Annotated in this window: 18 protein-coding genes; 15 read left to right on the top strand and 3 right to left on the bottom strand. The window is 33.8% G+C overall.

Features of this window, described 5'->3' with window-relative positions:
- The first annotated feature begins 59 nt into the window (after positions 1–59).
- The 4 genes from pgmB (at position 60) to EDD66_RS00690 (ending at position 2,916) form a co-directional block, all read left to right on the top strand.
- Complete coding sequence (gene pgmB, locus EDD66_RS00705; RefSeq protein ID WP_123607622.1) at positions 60–698, top strand: beta-phosphoglucomutase; 639 nt, start codon at positions 60–62, stop codon at positions 696–698.
- Positions 699–933: 235 nt separating this feature from the next.
- The gene (locus EDD66_RS18325) at positions 934–1,380 is read left to right on the top strand and encodes a hypothetical protein (RefSeq protein ID WP_170164199.1); all 447 of its coding nucleotides are present in this window, start codon (positions 934–936) and stop codon (positions 1,378–1,380) included.
- A 68-nt stretch (positions 1,381–1,448) separates the two neighbouring features.
- Positions 1,449–2,468 carry a glycosyltransferase family 2 protein gene (locus EDD66_RS00695; RefSeq protein WP_123607620.1) on the top strand — a complete coding sequence of 340 codons (1,020 nt, stop codon included), beginning with the start codon at positions 1,449–1,451 and terminating at the stop codon, positions 2,466–2,468.
- A 13-nt stretch (positions 2,469–2,481) separates the two neighbouring features.
- On the top strand, positions 2,482–2,916 hold the full coding sequence (locus EDD66_RS00690) for a signal peptidase II (RefSeq protein ID WP_123607619.1): 435 nt from the start codon (positions 2,482–2,484) through the stop codon (positions 2,914–2,916).
- A gap of 106 nt (positions 2,917–3,022) precedes the next feature.
- Here EDD66_RS00690 and EDD66_RS00685 read toward each other — a convergent pair whose 3' ends face one another.
- Complete coding sequence (locus EDD66_RS00685; protein ID WP_123607618.1) at positions 3,023–4,627, bottom strand: CTP synthase; 1,605 nt, start codon at positions 4,625–4,627, stop codon at positions 3,023–3,025.
- 355 nt (positions 4,628–4,982) lie between these two features.
- Here EDD66_RS00685 and rho point away from each other — a divergent pair, with 355 nt between their 5' ends.
- From rho to EDD66_RS00640, 9 genes are all read left to right on the top strand, one after another.
- Positions 4,983–6,416 (top strand): transcription termination factor Rho, encoded by a 1,434-nt coding sequence (gene rho, locus EDD66_RS00680; RefSeq protein WP_123607617.1) that lies wholly within the window; start codon positions 4,983–4,985, stop codon positions 6,414–6,416.
- A gap of 113 nt (positions 6,417–6,529) precedes the next feature.
- Positions 6,530–6,739 carry a 50S ribosomal protein L31 gene (gene rpmE, locus EDD66_RS00675; protein WP_123607616.1) on the top strand — a complete coding sequence of 70 codons (210 nt, stop codon included), beginning with the start codon at positions 6,530–6,532 and terminating at the stop codon, positions 6,737–6,739.
- A 75-nt stretch (positions 6,740–6,814) separates the two neighbouring features.
- Positions 6,815–7,885, top strand: a complete 1,071-nt coding sequence (locus EDD66_RS00670; RefSeq protein WP_123607615.1) for a DUF1385 domain-containing protein — start codon at positions 6,815–6,817, stop codon at positions 7,883–7,885.
- Between the two features lie 13 nt (positions 7,886–7,898).
- The gene (prmC, locus tag EDD66_RS00665) at positions 7,899–8,723 is read left to right on the top strand and encodes a peptide chain release factor N(5)-glutamine methyltransferase (RefSeq protein ID WP_408632097.1); all 825 of its coding nucleotides are present in this window, start codon (positions 7,899–7,901) and stop codon (positions 8,721–8,723) included.
- Between the two features lie 41 nt (positions 8,724–8,764).
- Positions 8,765–9,841 carry a peptide chain release factor 1 gene (prfA, locus tag EDD66_RS00660; RefSeq protein WP_123607613.1) on the top strand — a complete coding sequence of 359 codons (1,077 nt, stop codon included), beginning with the start codon at positions 8,765–8,767 and terminating at the stop codon, positions 9,839–9,841.
- Positions 9,842–10,062: 221 nt separating this feature from the next.
- Positions 10,063–11,436 carry a TrkH family potassium uptake protein gene (locus tag EDD66_RS00655; RefSeq protein ID WP_123607612.1) on the top strand — a complete coding sequence of 458 codons (1,374 nt, stop codon included), beginning with the start codon at positions 10,063–10,065 and terminating at the stop codon, positions 11,434–11,436.
- Positions 11,437–11,466: 30 nt separating this feature from the next.
- Positions 11,467–12,141, top strand: coding sequence for a potassium channel family protein (locus EDD66_RS00650; protein WP_123607611.1), 675 nt, complete (start codon positions 11,467–11,469; stop codon positions 12,139–12,141).
- Positions 12,142–12,157: 16 nt separating this feature from the next.
- Positions 12,158–12,943: a TrmH family RNA methyltransferase gene (locus EDD66_RS00645; RefSeq protein ID WP_123607610.1), complete on the top strand. Its 786-nt coding sequence runs from the start codon at positions 12,158–12,160 to the stop codon at positions 12,941–12,943.
- A gap of 277 nt (positions 12,944–13,220) precedes the next feature.
- Positions 13,221–14,015 carry a hypothetical protein gene (locus tag EDD66_RS00640; RefSeq protein ID WP_123607609.1) on the top strand — a complete coding sequence of 265 codons (795 nt, stop codon included), beginning with the start codon at positions 13,221–13,223 and terminating at the stop codon, positions 14,013–14,015.
- 220 nt (positions 14,016–14,235) lie between these two features.
- On the opposite strand, the gene EDD66_RS00635 is transcribed toward EDD66_RS00640, so the two are convergent.
- Both EDD66_RS00635 and typA read right to left on the bottom strand, forming a co-directional pair.
- Positions 14,236–15,156: a DUF2156 domain-containing protein gene (locus tag EDD66_RS00635; RefSeq protein ID WP_123607608.1), complete on the bottom strand. Its 921-nt coding sequence runs from the start codon at positions 15,154–15,156 to the stop codon at positions 14,236–14,238.
- Positions 15,157–16,177: 1,021 nt separating this feature from the next.
- Positions 16,178–18,007, bottom strand: coding sequence for a translational GTPase TypA (gene typA / locus EDD66_RS00630; protein WP_123607607.1), 1,830 nt, complete (start codon positions 18,005–18,007; stop codon positions 16,178–16,180).
- Positions 18,008–18,231: 224 nt separating this feature from the next.
- Here typA and EDD66_RS00625 point away from each other — a divergent pair, with 224 nt between their 5' ends.
- Positions 18,232–18,864 (top strand): single-stranded DNA-binding protein, encoded by a 633-nt coding sequence (locus tag EDD66_RS00625; protein WP_123607606.1) that lies wholly within the window; start codon positions 18,232–18,234, stop codon positions 18,862–18,864.
- 173 nt (positions 18,865–19,037) lie between these two features.
- Complete coding sequence (locus EDD66_RS00620; RefSeq protein WP_123607605.1) at positions 19,038–19,526, top strand: cob(I)yrinic acid a,c-diamide adenosyltransferase; 489 nt, start codon at positions 19,038–19,040, stop codon at positions 19,524–19,526.
- The last annotated feature ends 67 nt before the right edge of the window (positions 19,527–19,593 follow it).

Genomic DNA, 19,593 nt, shown 5'->3' with positions numbered 1-19,593 from the left:
TTTATCATTCAGTGAATTTGTCCATTATGACATCAAGTTTTAACAAGAAAGGGTTACATATGAAATATAAAGGAATTATCTTTGATTTAGATGGTGTAATATGCCATACAGACAAATACCATTACCTGGCATGGAAGCAGCTTGCAGATAAACTGGGGATTTATTTTGATGAAAAAATTAATAATAGACTTCGAGGTGTAAGTAGAATGGACAGTCTTGAAATCATATTAGAAAATTATAATGGAAGTCTCACAGCAACAGAGAAAGAAAACTATAGTGAGGAAAAAAACAATATTTATAAAAGGCTGTTAGAGGATATGTCACCAAGTGATTTGTCCAAAGAAGTAAAGGATACACTGGATCAATTGAAAGAAGATGGACTTAAGTTAGCCATTGGTTCATCAAGCAAAAATGCCAGATATATTCTGGAACAGTTAGGACTTGAAGGGTATTTTGATGCCATTTCAGATGGTAATAATATTGAGAAATCAAAACCAGACCCGGAAGTATTTTTAAAAGCATGTGAATATCTTGGACTTTCTCCAAAAGAATGTCTGGTCGTTGAAGATGCAAAATCAGGATTAGAAGCTGCAATTGAAGGCGGGATGGATCAGGCTGCAATTGGGGATGCAGTATATACCCAGTTAGCAACTTATGATCTGGCAACTTTTTCAGATTTATTGAAGTGTATCAGATAAAATATGATATATTATAATTAGAATAATAAAACCTTAATGAATATGAATCATGGATTGATTTAATATATATTAAGGTTTTTGGTCTTAAAAATACCTGGTTCAATATAAAATACCTGGTATTTTTTTGTTAATGATAAGTTTATGATTAAGGTACAAGCTACTATTGAATTCTAAAAAAAATTATATTATACTTTACTCAGAGAGATGCTGTGAAATGAAAGAAAGGAGGAGTTATATGGAAAAACAAATACTGAATATTCTTGGTGAAATTCAAGGTCAAATTAGTTGTATTCAAACAGACGTACAAGGATTGAAAACAGACGTACAAGGATTGAAAACAGACGTACAAGGATTGAAAACAGACGTACAAGGATTGAAAACAGATGTACAAGAATTGAAAGTGGATGTGTCTGAATTAAAATCTGACATGGCAAATGTAAAGTCTGACATTAAAGATTTGCAGATGAATCAATCACATTTTGACAGTGAACTTAGAAATGTACGGATTTTCATTGAAAATGATGTAATGCGTAAAATTGATCTGCTGTATGAGAATCGGGATACTGTTATTTCCAGAATTGATAAAATTGACCGGATGGATAAAACAGAAGAAGATATCGCATTGCTAAAGATTGCTGTATCGGCAAACAGCAGAGATATCAAAGAATTACAGAATCGATAAGTAAATATGAGAAAAAGAATGTCTACATTTGGGGAATGTAGACATTCTTTGAATGAGAGGTACTTAAAATGATAACAATTAGTGTGTGCATGATAGTGAGAAATGAAGAGGCAATACTTGCCAGATGTTTAGATTGTATAAAAGGGATTGCAGATGAAATTATTATAGTCGACACGGGCTCAACAGATCAAACAAAAGAAATTGCTAAAAAGTATACGGATAAGATTTATGATTTTAAATGGATCCATGATTTTGCAGCAGCCAGAAATTTTTCATTTTCTAAAGCAACAAAAGATTATATCTATGTGGCAGATGCGGATGAAATGATTGATAAAGAAAATATAGAAAGATTTCAAGGATTGAAGCAAGTTTTATTACCGGAGATTGAGATTGTTCAGATGTTATATACTAACCAACTGGAATTTGGGACAACATATAATTATGATTCTGAGTATAGGCCAAAACTTTATAAAAGGATTCGGACCTTTCAGTGGGTAGATCAAATTCATGAAACAGTGGAAATAAATCCTGTAATATATGATAGTGATATAGAAATCATTCATAAACCATCAGAAAACCATGCTGGCAGAGATTTTCGTACTTTTTTAACTTTGCTTGAAAAAGGAGAAAGGCTTTCTAAAAAGCTGGTCAATATGTATGCGAAAGAATTATTTATAGCAGGATCAGATAAGGATTTTATTGAAGCAAAAGAGTTCTTTTTAAATGTCTTAGAGGATGATGAGAGAACAATGGATGAAAAGAAAGATGCTCAGTGTGTTGTATGTAAATGTTGTAGAATACAAGATGATATACACAACCTATTAAAAAATTCAATCAAGGGTATCGCGGATAAAAATCCATCTTCTGAAATATGCTATGAATTAGGAGAATATTTTTATGAAATGAAAGATTATAAGGAAGCAACTATCTGGTTCTATAATGCAGCCTATGAGGCTGGAAGTAGTTTAAACATTCACTACGGTGGTGATTATCCGCTAAAACGGTTATCGGATTGTTATAGAAAGATAGGGGATGAAGAACAGGCAAAAATATATGAGGAATTAGCAAAAGAATGGAGTGTAAAATAAAAGGAGGTATCTTATGATTTATGTTATAATTATCTTATCGATTTTTATTGGTGATGGTTTTATTAAGAAATATATTGAAGAGACAAAGCAATATGGTAAAGATGAGAAAATCCTTAAAGGAAGGATTATTCTAAGTAAATATCATAATAGTGGAGCTATGTTAAATTTTCTTGAGAAACAAAAAGAAGTGGTGCTCGCTTTATCCTGTTTCATACTGGGAATTGTTCTCACATTATTTGCAATCCTTTTGCCGAAGAAAGAAAATAAGCTATTAAAATTTGGCTTATCTTTGATCATTGGTGGTGCGCTAAGTAATACTTATGATAGAATCAAGAAAGGTTATGTAGTAGACTATTTTAGTTTCTCCTGGCTGAAAAAGGTGATCTTTAACATATCAGATATCTGTATTTTTATAGGTACTTTACTGGCATCATTAGCCAAGCGGTAAGTAGTTTTACAAATTTAAAATAAGGCTTTTCAGGAAGAGTCATTAAATTAAGAAGAGACATATTTTCTTTTCGTTATTTGACGTTTTTCCTGAAAAGCCTTATTTTTTATTTATTATATTCCAGAGAAGCTCCAATGAAGCCTTTGAATAAAGGATGAGGTCTGTTCGGTCTTGATTTGAATTCTGGATGAGCCTGGGTGGCGATAAACCAAGGGTGATCCGGTAATTCAATCATCTCCACAATTCTATCATCTGGAGATAGACCGGACAATTTCAAACCATGTTTCTTGAATTCATCACGGTATTCGTTATTTACTTCATATCGGTGCCTATGTCTTTCTTCTATTATTTTGGTACCGTACACTTCAAAAGCTTTACTTGCTTCATTAAGAACACAAGGATAAGAGCCAAGTCTTAATGTACCGCCTATATCCTCCACTCCATTTTGATCAGGCATAAGAGCAATAACCGGATGAGAAGTATCAGGATTAAGTTCAATGCTGTGCGCATCTTTTAATCCAATCACATTTCTGGTGAATTCAACAATTGCCAGCTGCATTCCAAGACATAGACCTAAGAATGGAATCTTATGTTCTCTGGCATAACGAATTGCTGTTATCTTGCCTTCTACACCTCTGTCCCCGAAACCACCTGGGACTAAAATACCTTTTACATCACCAAGCAGCTTGTCTGAATTTTCATCTGTTAAGTCTTCAGATGGAATCCATTTGATATCTACACTGGATTTATGTGCTACAGCGCCGTGTTTTAAAGACTCTACCACGCTGATATATGCATCATGCAATTGAGTGTATTTTCCTACTAAAGCTATTTTTACGTTCTTTTCTGGGTGTTTCAGGGAGTGTACCATGTCTTCCCATTCCTTTATATCAGGAGCAGGACAGTCCAGTTCAAGACATTTACAGACTACATCAGCAAGATGCTCTTTTTCCATGGCAAGGGGAGCTTCATAAAGGGTATCCACATCAAGATTTTGAAGTACATGGCTGCTAGGTACATTACAGAAAAGTGCAATTTTATCTTTGATACCATCTTCTAGTGGATGTTCCGTTCTGCAAACAATAATACTTGGTTGGATTCCCATGCCTTGAAGTTCTTTTACGCTTGCCTGGGTTGGCTTTGTTTTCATTTCACCAGATGCTTTTAGATATGGAATCAGGGTTACATGTATTAGTATGGCATTTTCCCGTCCAACATCGTGCTGAAATTGTCTGATAGATTCTAAAAATGGCTGACTTTCAATATCACCAACAGTGCCGCCGACTTCGATAATTGCAATTCGGTCTTCTGCTGAATCTTCATTGCGATAGAAACGGCTTTTAATTTCATTAGTGATATGAGGGATAACCTGAACAGTTCCTCCTCCAAAGTCTCCTCGTCTTTCTTTTTGAATAACAGACCAGTATACTTTACCGGTAGTAACATTGGATTTTTTTGTAAGGCTTTCATCGATGAACCTTTCGTAATGCCCAAGGTCTAAATCTGTTTCAGCTCCATCATCCGTCACAAATACCTCGCCGTGTTGAATAGGGTTCATCGTACCTGGATCAACATTAATATATGGGTCGAATTTCTGCATTGTCACATGATATCCCCGCATCTTTAGTAATCTTCCTAAGGATGCAGCAGTAATACCCTTACCAAGACCCGATACAACACCGCCGGTTACAAATACGTATTTAACAGCCATTTTTTTCCTCCTTGTTTTTGAAATAATAAAAAAAGATGTAAAAAAAGTGTAGAAATCCCCCTACACTAACATCTTTGTTAGAGTTCTTTAATAAATTAACCTCAATATTATAACTCACATCGGCAAAAAAATCTATTAATTTTTTTAATAATCTTTATGAAAAAAATTGATTTGTATTCAAAAATGTGTATAATAAAGTTAGATGCAAATTTTTATAGATTTTTTAATTTATCTATGTATGAATAACATTACTTTCTGTATATTTTCCTAATATTAAAGATCTTATATGAAATAATCTTAATCGAATCTTATAAAACCCTAATTTGAACAATGAGTATGTAAAGGAGTAAATTATATGGCAAATAAATATGAAACAATGTCTCTTACTGCGTTAAAGGAAGAGGCCAAAAGTAAAGGGCTTAAAAACTTTTCTTCTATGAGAAAGCAGGAATTAGTTGATGCCTTAAATGAGTTGTCAGATGAAAATAATGCTAGTATTTCGGCAGCAGAAACAACTGGAATCAGTGAAAGTCAAAAGAGTTCCGTAGTGGCAGAACATGGGGGGAACTATAACACCAATAACACAGCGGGAACCCAGAACAATTCCCACCATGGAGTAAATAATAATCGCACTGGAATGGGTGCAGATATGGAACAACTGGATAGCGGAGAAACAAAAGAGGGCATTCTGGAAGTATTACCAGATGGATATGGATTTATTCGATGTGATAATTATTTGCCAGGAGAGAATGATGTATATGTATCTCCGGCCCAGATCAGACGTTTTAATTTGAAAACCGGAGATATCATCACAGGAAATACCAGAATCCGTAATCAAAATGAGAAATTTAGTGCTTTGTTATTCATAAAATCAGTAAATGGGTTTCATACTGCAGAGGCAGCAAGACGTAAGAAATTTGAAGATTTAACGCCAATCTTCCCAAATGAGAGAATTCATTTAGAGACTTCCGGTTCAACAGTTGCCATGAGAATGGTAGATTTGATTTCTCCAATTGGTAAAGGACAGAGGGGGATGATCGTATCTCCGCCAAAGACAGGTAAGACAACACTTATTAAGCAAGTAGCCAAAGCAGTAACAAAGAATTATCCGGATATGAGTCTGATCATCCTTTTAATTGATGAGCGGCCGGAAGAAGTAACGGATATCAAAGAATCTATAGAAGGAAAAAATGTTGAAGTAATCTATTCAACTTTCGATGAACTTCCTGAGAATCATAAAAGAGTTTCAGAAATGGTTATTGAGAGAGCTAAAAGATTAGTGGAACATAAAAAAGATGTAGTTATTTTACTTGATAGTATAACCAGACTTGCAAGAGCGTATAACCTAACGGTACAGGCCAGCGGCAGGACATTATCAGGAGGTCTTGACCCGGCAGCCCTTCATATGCCCAAGAAATTCTTTGGTGCGGCCAGAAATATGCGGGAAGGTGGTAGTTTAACCATTCTTGCCACTGCTTTAGTTGATACCGGAAGTAGAATGGATGATGTAGTATTTGAAGAATTTAAAGGGACTGGTAATATGGAAATCGTTCTTGATCGTAGTTTATCTGAGAAGAGAATTTTCCCAGCCATCGACCTTGCAAAATCCAGTACCAGAAGAGATGATCTGTTATTAAATCAATCAGAGCTGGAAGCGAATATCCTGATGCATAGAGCTTTAAGTGGTATGAAATCAGATGAAGCATTAGAAAGAATCCTTGAAATGTTCCTTCGGACAAAATCAAATTCTGAATTTATTGAAATCATTAAAAAGACTAAGTTGGTATAAATAACTATTGCAATCACTCATGACCTATGCTATAATAAAAAAGCTGTTTATAAGATAGGATAAAATTGGTGCAAGCCAACTTTAATACGAAAAGTTTGTAAAGAGGTGAAAATATGAGAGAAGGAATCCATCCTAATTACTATCAGGCAAAAGTAGTTTGCAACTGTGGTAATGAATTCGTAACTGGTTCAACAAAAGAAGATATCCACGTAGAAATTTGTTCAAAGTGTCATTCATTCTACACTGGTCAACAAAAAGCAGCTGCAGCTCGTGGTGCTATTGATAAGTTCAACCGTAGATACGGTTTAAGTCAAGAAAACTAAAGTAATGATTAAAACAGGTTGAGGTTTGTTAATCTCAGCCTATTTTTAAATGATAAAAGAAAGCGGTGAAAAGGTATGAAATCTTCTGGCATTGGAGGACAAGCGGTTATCGAAGGTGTTATGATGAAGAATAAAGATGTGTATGCAGTAGCAGTTCGAAAACCGGGGAAAGAGATTGCAATTGAAAAGAGTACATTTGTAAGTATTTCAGAAAAATATAAGCTTTTTAAGCTTCCTATATTTCGAGGTATATTAGCATTCATTGAGTCTATGATGATAGGTATGAAGACTCTTACCTTTTCAGCCAGTTTTTATGAAGAGGAAGAGATAAAACCAGGGAAAATAGAGACTGCATTCACGAAAGTATTTAAAGAAAAAGCAGAGAAGATTGTCATGGGATTTACAATACTTTTATCCATAGTAATGGCAATAGGAATCTTTATGTTACTTCCTTTTTTTATAGCGGAATTTTTCCAAAGCCATATTGAATCCCAGGTAACATTAGCAATTATCGAAGGCTTTATTCGTATATTAATATTTATTACTTATGTAGTAGCAATCTCACAAATGAAAGATATAAAACGTGTGTTTCAATATCATGGTGCGGAACATAAAACGATTAACTGTATTGAACATGGGTTGGAACTTACAGTAGAGAATGTGAGAATCCAAAGTAAAGAACATAAAAGATGTGGTACAAGTTTTATGTTAATAGTTATGTTTTTTAGTATATTATTCTTTCTGTTTATAAGAACAGATACAGTATGGTTACGTGTGATAATTCGTTTGTTACTCGTTCCCGTAATTGCAGGAGTTTCTTATGAGTTTATCAGACTGGCAGGGAAAAGTGATTCTAAATTGGTTGGGATACTAAGTAAACCGGGGTTATGGCTTCAAGGCCTCACCACGAAAGAACCTGAGGATGATATGATAGAAGTTGCAATTCAGTCAGTAGAAGCTGTTTTCGATTGGAAGGCATATTTGGCTGAAAATACGACAGTGGCAGAACAAGAACCTGTAAAGGTAAATGAAGAATTTAGCGTAGCAAAAGAAAGTCTTCTACAGGATGAAGATGAAGATGAGGACGATGAAATACTTCGTGCCCTGGATAAATATTTTATAGAGAATCAGAAATCAAATGAATGATAAAAAGAACAAAATCACATTAGCTACAGCTTTAGCTAAAGGAGTAAAAACTCTTGAAGAAGAAGGTATTAAAGAGGCAAAGTTAGATGCCTGGTATCTGATGGAATACTATTTTAATGTGACCAGAGCAGAATTTTTCCTCCACTCTGACAGAGAAATCACATCTCTTCAAATGGATGAATATACTGCATTAACCCAGAAGCGTGCAGATAATGTTCCGTTACAATATATTACTGGGGAACAGGAATTTATGGGACTAAAATTTAAAGTTGGTCCGGGTGTTCTAATACCAAGACAGGATACAGAAATTCTGGTTGAAGAAGTGCTGAAAGTGGCAAAAGATAAAGAAATTCTTGATCTATGCACAGGCTCTGGATGTATAATCACCAGCTTATCTAAATTAGGCAGGCTAAAGAGAGCAGTTGGAACAGATATATCAAAGAAAGCTCTTGAAATAGCCAAAGAAAATATTAAAAGCCATCAGGTAGATGTAACTCTTTTACATGGAGATTTATTTGAATCTGTCACAGGCAAATTTGATATTATCGTATCCAATCCACCGTATATTCCTACTGCAGATATTAATGGACTAATGGTAGAAGTAAAAGAACATGAACCGTTTATTGCACTGGATGGAAAAGAAGATGGATTGCATTTTTACCGTAGGATCGCAGCGGAAGCCGGAAAATATCTAAATCCGGGTGGGATGTTATTCTTAGAAATAGGATATGACCAAGGGCCTGATTTGGTACAACTATTGAAAAAATCGGGATACTATGATGTGGAAATAATAAAAGACCTGGCAGGGCTTAATAGAGTTGCATATGGAAGAATATAATGATTAAGAAGATTCATTTTATATAAATGGAGGAATAACGTATGTTTGATAAATTAGAGGATACGCTGAACAGGTATCTGGAAATTACGGATGAATTAAATGAACCCAGCGTTGTAAATGACCAGACGAAATTCAGACAACTTATGAAAGAACAAGCAGATCTTACGCCTATTGTTGATAAATATAAGGAATATAAAGCAACAAAGGAAGGAATCGAAGATAGTCTGGCAATGTTAGAAGAAGAATCGGATGAAGAACTTAGGGAACTTGCAAAAGAAGAGTTAAATGAATGCAAAGCAAGACTTGGTAAAATCGAAGAAGAATTAAAGATTCTTCTTTTGCCAAAAGATCCAAATGATGAGAAAAATGTTATCGTAGAAATCCGTGCAGGAGCAGGTGGAGATGAAGCAGCTCTTTTTGCAGCTGAATTGTTTCGATTATATTCCAAATATGCTGAGAAAAACCGTTGGAGAGTTGAAACTATGAGTTTAAATGAAAACGGATTAGGCGGATTTAAAGAAGCAATCTTTATGATTACCGGTTTTGGTGCATATTCCAAATTAAAATATGAAAGTGGTGTGCACCGGGTACAAAGAATTCCAGTGACAGAATCCGGTGGACGTATTCATACTTCTACTGCCACAGTTGCAATTATGCCGGAGGCAGAAGACGTTGATATTGAAATTGATATGAATGATTGTAAATTTGATGTATTCCGTTCGTCAGGGAATGGTGGACAGTCAGTTAATACTACTGATTCCGCAGTTCGTTTGACTCACATCCCAACAGGAATAGTTATTTCCTGTCAGGATGAGAAATCACAATTAAAGAACAAAGATAAGGCACTTAAGGTCTTACGTTCCAGATTATATGATATGGAAATACAGAAAGCACAGGATGCAGAAGCAGAAGCAAGAAAAAGCCAGGTTGGTACGGGAGACCGTTCAGAAAAAATCAGAACATATAATTTCCCACAGGGACGTGTTACTGACCATAGAATAAAATTAACTGTTCACAGGCTGGATGCAATAATGGATGGAGATATTGATGAAATTATTGATAGCCTGATATCCGCTGATCAGGCAGCAAAATTGAGTAATATGCAGGAGTCAGCCTAAATAATTATTGATTGAATAATAAGTAAATCCATTTTAACAAAAGGTAAGCCTTAAATATATTTTTAAGACTTACCTTTTTGCGTATATTTTAGTATTTATAATGGAAAAAATGATTAATATAATAACCAATGTTAAGATTCTGTTAGAAAATGAAAAATGTATTGCATATTTATATAGATGAACTATAATAGTGGATATGCCATAAACCAGAGGTGACAAAAATGTTATTTTTTAAGAAAAAAAAGTTTACAACCACCCAGATGATAACCGGAGGTTTTCTTATAGCAATCTTAATTGGAGGATGTGTATTAACGTTACCAATAGCATCAAAAAATGGAGAGTTTACCCCATTTATAGATGCTTTATTTACGGCTACTACATCCATATGTGTTACCGGTCTTACAACAGTAGTTACAGCTGAGCATTGGAGTTTTTTTGGACAGGTTGTAATATTGGCCTTAATACAATTTGGAGGGTTTGGAGTTGTTACCTTTACAACTACAATACTATTAATACTTCGAAAAAGAATTACTTTGATGGACCGGCTATTAATACAGGATGCATATAATCTTGATACTTTAAGAGGACTTGTAAAATTAACTATTAAAATCATGCAGGGGACCCTCATAGTTGAAGGAATTGGAGCAATTTTTTATTGCTTCCAATTTATTCCGGAGTTTGGAGTAATAAAAGGGATATGGTATTCTATTTTTCATGGGATATCAGCATTCTGCAATGCAGGTATTGATTTAATTGGTCCAACAAGCTTTGTACCTTATCAAACAAACCCTTTGATCAATATTAATACAATGGTATTAATTATATTAGGTGGTATTGGTTATCCGGTTTGGTGGGATATTATTAAAAAAAGCAGATTGGCAGTGAAAGAACAATTTTCAATGAAAAAATATATCAAAAAACTAGATTTGCATACCAAAATAGCATTAACAGTAACTGGAATGTTAATCTTATTTGGCGCAGCTTTTATATTTTTAAATGAATATAATAATGAACTTACCATTGGAAAGCTTTCCTTGGGCAATAAGGTAATGGCTTCTTTCTTCCAGTCAGTAACTTTAAGGACTGCCGGATATTTTACAATACCTCAAGAAAGTTTAAGAAATGGTTCCGCATTCATTGGTGTCATTTTTATGTTCATTGGAGGTTCACCATCCGGTACGGCAGGTGGTATTAAAACAGTAACGATAGCAGTGTTAATCCTTGCTGCTTTATCAAGTATTAAAGGGAAACAAGATGTTGAGATTTATCATCGAAAAATAATAGATGGTTATATAAAGAAAGCCTTAGCTGTTTTCTTGTTCAGCTTCACAACATTAATGGTCTCTACTATATGCTTATCCGTAGTAGAGAATAGAGATTTCATTGATATCTTATACGAAGTGGCATCCGCATTAGGGACGGTAGGCCTTTCAAGAGATGTAACTTTGTCATTATCTCCAATAGGTAAAATTATTATCATTATTACTATGTATTTAGGACGTATTGGCCCAATTTCATTGGCATTAGCTTTAAATGTAAGTAAAGACAAAAGTAAAGGATTACGTCTTCCGGAAGAGAAGATATTAGTTGGATAATTGACAATATAGGTAAGAAAGGGATATAGTATGGATAAAAAGGAATTTGTTGTATTTGGACTTGGTAGATTTGGATGGAGTGTAGCGACTACTCTGGCTGAAAGTGGCTGTGAAGTTCTGGCAGTAGATGACAATGAAGATAAAATTAAAGATATTGCTGACATTGTTACTTATGCAGTAAAAGCAGATGCTACAGATAGTGAAACTCTTTCAACCTTAGGGCTCAGTAATTTTGACGGTGCTGTTATAGCAATGAGTGAAGACTTAGAAGCAAGTGTAATGGCAACAATACTTGTGAAAGAATTAGGAATCCCATATGTACTTGTGAAGGCTCAGACGGATCTCCATGCAAAGATTTTAAAAAAAGTTGGAGCAGATATGGTAGTCTTTCCAGAGAAGGAAACGGGCATGCGTGTTGCCCATAACCTCATTATGGGGAATTTCTTTGATGCAGTGGAACTATCATCAACATATAGTTTAATGGAATTAGAACCACTTGACGAGTGGGATGGCAAGAGTTTAAAAGATTTAAATTTACGTTCCAGGTACAAGCTAAATGTAATAGGCATTAAACAAGATGATGAGTTAAACATTAATCCGGATGCGGATGATTATATTACTAAAAACGATGTTCTTATTGTAATAGGTAAGAATGAAATATTAAATAAGCTTAAAATACTAAAGAATAAGGAAGTAAATTCATAATAAGGAGATATAGCAATTGATTAGTAGCAGCAGCAATGGACAGATAAAAAATTTAATGCAGCTTCAGAAAAAGGCAAAGGCACGTAATGAACAGGATGTCTTTGTTATTGAAGGAATAAAAATGTATGAGGAGGTACCAAAGGATAAAGTTGTAAAAGTATATATATCCGAATCCCTCTATAATGATATCCTATTAAAATATAGTGAGGAATATTTTAATAACGTTTCCTATGAAGTTGTAAAGGATACTGTCTTTAAAGAAGTTTCAGATACGATTACCCCTCAAGGAATTATGGCAATTATTAAGAAACAACATTATGATCTTAAAGATATTTTGAATCAAGAGGCTGCTAATCTTGTTATACTGGAGGATTTAAGGGATCCAGGAAATCTTGGAACAATTATTAGAACTTCAGAAGGGGCAGGGGTAACCGGCATCATTCTGAGCAAATCCTGTGTAGACTTATATAACCCTAAAGTAATTCGTTCTACTATGGGTTCCATATACCGTATGCCATATATATATGTGGAAGATCTCAAAGATACATTGGAAAAGGCCAAGAAATGTGGAGTTGCCTTATATGCGGCACATCTTGCAGGAAGAAAGGATTATGACAAAGAGGACTATACGAAGAAATGTGGAATTCTAATTGGAAATGAGGCCAATGGTCTTAGTGAGGAGATTGCTGAGCTGGCAGACAGGTATATAAAGATTCCAATGGAAGGCAGGGTGGAGTCTTTGAATGCTGCTATTGCAGCAGCTATTCTTATGTATGAAATCTACCGGCAAAGACGTTACTAATTTATAAAAATCCTAAATGACTTATAAGAATCTTAAAGCCCATAAGAATTAAGAGAATGCCGCCCGTAAGGGTGGCTCTTTTTTAAAATTTACCACCAAATTTATTACCTGTCAGCAAAAGCATCCATTAATTCTAACAAAATTTAACTGATATATAATAAAGATATTACCAGAATTTTGTCGAAATAGTGCTAATTTACTATTTTTTTGGGTTGAACAATTGAATAAAATGACATATTATTAAGATGAGGTAAAATTAATAAGAAAGGGTCATAATATGGAAAAAAATAAACAAATAAAGAATGAGGAACCGATTATAACGTCGGATGATATTTTTGTTATATTAAATGAATATCGCATTGGTAAAAAACCTCTTGCAAAATTGTTGGGTTGGGGTGAGACAACAATAATCAGATACATAGACGGAGATATACCAACAAGCGAGTATTCTAATAAGTTACGCACGCTGCTTAATAATCCTGTGTATTATCTGAAAATACTGAATCAGAATAAAGATAAATTGACAGGAGTGGCTTATCGGAAGAGCAAAAATGCAGTTCTTAATAAGCTCATGGGTTCTAAGTTAGATGTTGTAGCTCAGTACATAGTAAATATTACAGAGGGGCAAATTTGTGCATCAGCAGTACAAGCAATGTTATATTATACCCAAGGTTTTTCACTGGCAATTTATGATGTGGAATTATTTGAAGAAGATTACATAATTAGTGAAGAGAATATGCCTTATCCAAAAATATATAAGAATATGATATCGAAAGGAATCTCTCCTTTGGATATTGGTGAAGAAGCATTGTCCAGTCGTGAAAAAGAACTGATACAAGGGGTAGTAGAAGTTTTTAACTGGTATGGACCAAAAGCTTTAAAAGCAATACTGTCTTATGAGAAAATAGCTCTTAAAGTTAGTAAAGATAAATTTAATAATAATATCATTTCTAAAGATACGCTAAAAGATTATTTCAAAGATATTATTGAACAATATAACATTAATTCGATTGTCAAGATTGCTGGATATACAGATCAAAGAATGTTTCAAATTAAATCATTGATTCGTTAACACAATTGATTTATAAAACTATATAAGATTATACATATAATAATTAAATATAAAAAAGGTCTGAGATTACTGATATCATCCCTACATAAGAATGTTATTATAGTTACTAATAACAGGGAGAGCATATCAGGTTTAATCTGGACCTTCTTTAAATTATAGGAAAGACTTTATTGCTATTATAAGCATATGACTTCCTATAATTTAAAAAGATTGAATGTATTTATTCGTTTTTCTGGAAAGCATGAAATTTATCAACTAAATAAATTGGATTATATGACATTTTAGACTGCCTTAATCCTTCATGCCCCAGATCATCTTCACGATTTACTAATTTGGCGTCTGGAAATTCATGAATTAAGAATTGCTGGTTAATAAAGTTATAAAGACCGTTCATAGTAGTATTTGCTTTCTCTATATGTATGAAAGCACAGTTGGTGTAAGGAGAATAACTGCCGATAGAATAAGCAGAAAGTTTCCCGTCCACATAGATGCCCCCCATTTTAGAATCCAATAAGGAACAATTTTCAAATATTTTAAAGACACCAGTTTCTTCACTTTCAATTAAATTTCTCTCATCAACAATTTGTCTTTTCTCTAACCACTTTAGATGAAATTCCTTGATTGCATCAATATGCTCGCAGTTTAATGTTTTATACTCATATCTTCCATCATAAGTTTTAAGGAAATTGTTCAAATGATTCTTCTTTTTGTGCAAAGCCCGCCCACTCAGGGACCTTAGTTTATCTCCATCATACATATAATCTGAAGTATCTCTGCTTGGGATTACTTTAAATTCCTCATTAAACTCTTTTGACTCCTGTAATACTTCCAGGGTAGGCTTATCTATATTATAAATTTTTAGGGGTAAATGTAACTCCTCGTTAAAATATCTCTTCATTTCTAGAAAGGCGTCTAAAATATCCTCTTTTTTACAAAAGGGAATCATAGTCGCAGGTTGTTTATTTATTTTCATTAAAAAAAACAGATATTTTTCATTTACGTAATATTTGGTTTTATAAAAATTAGACCAAATAAATTGATTTATGAATGTGCCTTCACTCATATATATATCACGCATGGCAGAGTAATGTTTAAACTCCTCCATGGATTTTGCATCTAAGGTTTTAAACTCTAGATTCATTCTTTATCCTTCCTATCTTTCGTTAAAGTCTTGTAACAAAATAACCAATCTTTATTCTACCACATTTCCACAAATAAAAAACATTTTTATAGTTTTTTTATAATTGAGACTGGTATTATGACTCCTTGCCTTTAAATTTATTTGAGAATAGTCTATTGCCTAATTCTCTTTTTTCACACTTAAGTATCCTAGTGGTTCGCCTTTTAAACTTAAGAAAAACTCCGTTTTTCTTAAGTTCGTGGGCAGTCGCCCACTATCAGGATAATTAAGCCTCAATCTCTATGTAAACATGAGATTTTAGCTTAACTATCCTGATGATCAGCTCGTTGCCTTCACGAAAAAACCAACTCGCTACGCTCAAACAGAATTTTTTGCCGAGATTGGCGCAATCAAAAAAGAATAAGAACCACATGAATCCTTAAAGGTTCTAAAAGGAGAATTAAGTAAAGACTATTCTAATATAAATCTCGAGGCAAGGCTGACATTCTATGGATCAAGTTAACTACATTTATCATTCTGTGACATCAGAATTGATTTAAATCATCCATTTAAATTATATTAATCTATAAAATGTACTTCTATATAATATCAATAGTATATGGATAACGAACAATTTTTATATAGAGATTACATGGTAGATTATAAAAAAAGTTATTATTATTTCCCCAATATTAAAACCAGAGAATAAAGCAGCCAAATAGTTAATCATTAATTCTTTCATTTTCTCAATATCAGCTTTGCGTCTCAGTCTATATAGAAGCGACTGGTGATTGTTTGATTTTATTGGATTTTAAGGTTTTGTGATGTTCTTATTCTAATATAAGAGCGACAATCACTTTGAAAAATTCTGTCTGAGCGAAGCGAGTTGGTTTTTCAAAGTGATGTTATAAGCAATTATATTAGAATTAGAACAACTAAAAACCTTAACTGAGATAAAATCAAACAATCACCAGCCGCTTGGTATACCCTGGGGCAAAGCGTCTGTTTGTAACAAGCAAAGCGTCTGTTTGCAAGGCAGGAATTAACTATTTCTTTTGGCACGCATACGTTGGGTTGGATCTAATATTTTCTTACGGATTCTTAAACTAGTCGGAGTAACTTCTAATAGTTCATCTGTGTCAATAAACTCAAGGGCTTGTTCCAGGCTAAGAACTTTTGGCGGTACAAGTTTTAGGGCATCATCTGCACCGGAAGAACGAGTGTTTGTTAATTGCTTACGTTTACATACATTAACTTCGATATCTTCCGCTTTTCCGTTCTGTCCAATAACCATGCCGGCATAAACTTTTTCTCCTGCACCAATGAATAAGACACCACGTTCTTGTGCATTATACAATCCATAAGTAATAGACTCGCCGGATTCGTATGCAATAAGGGAACCTTGCTTTCTATATTGGATATCCCCCTTATAAGGACCATAATCGTCAAATAATGTATTGATAATACCATTTCCTTTTGTATCAGTCAGAAATTCACCACGATAACCAATAAGGCCTCTGGATGGTATAGAGAATTCCAGTCTTGTATAACCGCCGTTTGAGGCTGACATACCTTGTAATTCTCCTTTTCTTTGACTTAATTTATCAATTACATTTCCGGTAAATTCATCAGGAACGTCAATAATTGCTCTTTCCATTGGTTCAAGTAATTTACCCTTGTCATCATTCTTATATAACACTTCTGCTTTACTTACCGCAAATTCAAAACCTTCACGCCTCATATTTTCAATAAGAACAGATAGATGTAACTCACCACGGCCAGATACTTTATAGCTTTCTGTCGTGTCAGTTTCTTCCACTCGAAGACTCACATCCGTATTTAATTCCCGGAATAAACGTTCTCTTAAATGGCGGGATGTTACAAACTTTCCTTCTTTTCCAGCAAGGGGACTATCATTTACAATAAAATGCATTGCAATGGTAGGTTCTGATATCTTCTGGAAAGGAATTGATATGGGGTTAGCAGGAGAGCAGATCGTGTCCCCTATGTGAAGTTCAGATACACCAGAGATAGCTACAATGGCACCAATTGTTGCTTCATTTACTTCCACTTTTTTAAGACCATCAAATTCATATAGTTTATTAATTTTTACTTTATAATTTTTTTCTGGCTCATGATGATTTACAATTACAACATCTTGATTTACTTTAATCGTTCCATTATCCACTTTACCCACACCAATGCGTCCCACATATTCATTATAGTCGATGGTGCTGATAAGTACTTGTGTATCGGCTTCTGGATCTCCTTCAGGAGCTGGGATATAATCAATAATAGTTTCAAATAATGGTTTCATATTTTCAGGGGATTCATCAAGTTCCAGAATAGCAATACCATTTCTTGCAGAAGCATATACGAAAGGACAATCCAATTGCTCTTCAGATGCATCAAGATCAATAAATAATTCAAGAACTTCATCAATGACCTCCTGAGGTCTGGCTTCCGGTCTGTCAATTTTATTGATACATACAATTACAGGTAATTCCAGTTCTAATGCTTTTTTTAGAACGAATTTGGTCTGGGGCATAGCACCTTCAAATGCATCAACTACTAAAACTACACCGTTGACCATTTTTAAGACACGTTCTACTTCACCACCAAAATCAGCATGTCCCGGTGTATCTATGATATTGATTTTAACATCATTATAATAAACAGCAGTGTTCTTGGAAAGAATTGTAATTCCTCGTTCTCTTTCAATATCATTGGAATCCATAACTCTTTCTTGTACAACTTGATTAGAACGAAAAACACCACTTTGTTTTAGTAATTCATCAACTAATGTTGTTTTACCATGATCAACATGTGCAATAATTGCAATGTTTCTGACGTCTTCTCTTTTGATTTTCATATATTAATCCTTCCTTTATATAGATGGGTTTAGCATACCCCAATATACACACTATTACAACTTTACTATTGTAACATATAATTTTAATAATACAAGAAAAAATTTTTTCTAAATTTACAAAAATTTACTTCTAAAAATGACTTTACCTGAATATACATAGTAAAGGAATTAATTCATAGCAGAAGGTAAATTCTGTGCGGAAAAAGAGAGAGGAGTCGTACTATATGACAGATAAAGTATTTGATAATAATCAAGTAAATATTGCAGGAGAGGTAGTAAGTGGCTTTACATTTAGTCACGATGTATTTGGAGAAGGATTTTATATTTTAGAAGTTTCAGTTGATCGCTTAAGTAATTCTTATGATATTATTCCACTTATGATATCAGAAAGACTTATAGATGTGAAGGAAGATTATAAGGGCAAGTACATAGAAGTAACAGGTCAATTCAGATCCTATAATCGACATGAAGGAAATAAAAATCGATTAGTATTATCGGTATTTGTTCGTGAAATTAAAATTCTGGAGGAAGATTATGTAAGTTCCAAACCTAATTCAATTTTCTTGGATGGTTACATCTGTAAGGCTCCAGTCTACCGAAAGACTCCTCTGGGTAGAGAAATTGCAGATATCCTGCTTGCTGTAAACCGGCCTTATGGAAAGTCAGATTATATTCCGTGCATCTGCTGGGGCAGAAATGCCAGATTTGCAGAAAAATTTACTGTAGGTGGACATATACAGGTATGGGGAAGAATTCAAAGTAGAGAGTATCAAAAGAAAATAGCAGAGAATGAATTCGAAAAAAGAGTTGCCTACGAGGTTTCTGTAAGTAAATTAGAATATATAGAAGAAGAATAATAAAATAATAGATTTTTTTAAAAATCTATGTTACAATACCACGTATCAGTACTAACTTAAAGTGCAGCATTTCAATTTATAAAAGGAAGCGTTACAGTTGGTAGTCATCAGATAAAGATACGAGTAATGATGTACAGTTACGTCTTGCGGCGTGTACAATGAGGTGAAAATAAATGGATAAAAAGAAAGTTCAGGTATATTTTGGGAAGGGAAAAGGTAAGACAACTGCTGCAGTAGGGCAATGTATCCGGGCAGCAAGTCAAGGTAAATCAGTGATCATGATTCAATTCCTAAAAGGAAAGGACACAGATGAATTTTCTTTTCTTTTAAAACTTGAACCAAGTATAAAATTATTCCGATTTGAAAAGGCACATGAATATTATCGTGATCTGAATGAGGAAGAGAGGAATGAGGAGAGAAAAAACATTCTAAATGGTTTTAATTTCGCAAGAAAAGTGATTGAAACAGGGGAATGTGATGTCCTTGTACTAGACGAAATACTGGGCCTTATTGATTTAGACATTATCACAGTAGATGATATAATAAAGTTAATTAATTTAAAAGAAGATTATTATAAACTTCTTTTAACGGGACAGAATCTTCCGGAACAATTAGTTCCATATATGGATCGAATATCAGAGATTGTTCCAATTAAAGAATAAAATTTAAAATTTAATAAATATTATTAGAGAGCAATGAAGCATTTTTCTTGCTCTCTTTTTGTTATCA

The organism is Mobilisporobacter senegalensis (assembly GCF_003752155.1).
GTDB lineage: Bacteria > Bacillota > Clostridia > Lachnospirales > Lachnospiraceae > Mobilisporobacter > Mobilisporobacter senegalensis.
This window is presented reverse-complemented; position numbering and strand designations above follow the sequence as displayed.

Bases quoted from the DNA above. Each gene is read 5' to 3' on its own strand.
- EDD66_RS00640 (WP_123607609.1), top strand. From the start codon at position 13,221: ATGGAAAAAAATAAACAAATAAAGAATGAGGAACCGATTATAACGTCG.
- pgmB (WP_123607622.1), top strand. From the start codon at position 60: ATGAAATATAAAGGAATTATCTTTGATTTAGATGGTGTAATATGCCAT.
- typA (WP_123607607.1), bottom strand. From the start codon at position 18,007: ATGAAAATCAAAAGAGAAGACGTCAGAAACATTGCAATTATTGCACAT.
- EDD66_RS18325 (WP_170164199.1), top strand. From the start codon at position 934: ATGGAAAAACAAATACTGAATATTCTTGGTGAAATTCAAGGTCAAATT.
- EDD66_RS00625 (WP_123607606.1), top strand. From the start codon at position 18,232: ATGACAGATAAAGTATTTGATAATAATCAAGTAAATATTGCAGGAGAG.
- EDD66_RS00655 (WP_123607612.1), top strand. From the start codon at position 10,063: ATGTTATTTTTTAAGAAAAAAAAGTTTACAACCACCCAGATGATAACC.
- EDD66_RS00695 (WP_123607620.1), top strand. From the start codon at position 1,449: ATGATAACAATTAGTGTGTGCATGATAGTGAGAAATGAAGAGGCAATA.
- EDD66_RS00620 (WP_123607605.1), top strand. From the start codon at position 19,038: ATGGATAAAAAGAAAGTTCAGGTATATTTTGGGAAGGGAAAAGGTAAG.
- prfA (WP_123607613.1), top strand. From the start codon at position 8,765: ATGTTTGATAAATTAGAGGATACGCTGAACAGGTATCTGGAAATTACG.
- EDD66_RS00690 (WP_123607619.1), top strand. From the start codon at position 2,482: ATGATTTATGTTATAATTATCTTATCGATTTTTATTGGTGATGGTTTT.
- EDD66_RS00635 (WP_123607608.1), bottom strand. From the start codon at position 15,156: ATGAATCTAGAGTTTAAAACCTTAGATGCAAAATCCATGGAGGAGTTT.
- EDD66_RS00685 (WP_123607618.1), bottom strand. From the start codon at position 4,627: ATGGCTGTTAAATACGTATTTGTAACCGGCGGTGTTGTATCGGGTCTT.
- EDD66_RS00650 (WP_123607611.1), top strand. From the start codon at position 11,467: ATGGATAAAAAGGAATTTGTTGTATTTGGACTTGGTAGATTTGGATGG.
- EDD66_RS00670 (WP_123607615.1), top strand. From the start codon at position 6,815: ATGAAATCTTCTGGCATTGGAGGACAAGCGGTTATCGAAGGTGTTATG.
- rpmE (WP_123607616.1), top strand. From the start codon at position 6,530: ATGAGAGAAGGAATCCATCCTAATTACTATCAGGCAAAAGTAGTTTGC.
- rho (WP_123607617.1), top strand. From the start codon at position 4,983: ATGGCAAATAAATATGAAACAATGTCTCTTACTGCGTTAAAGGAAGAG.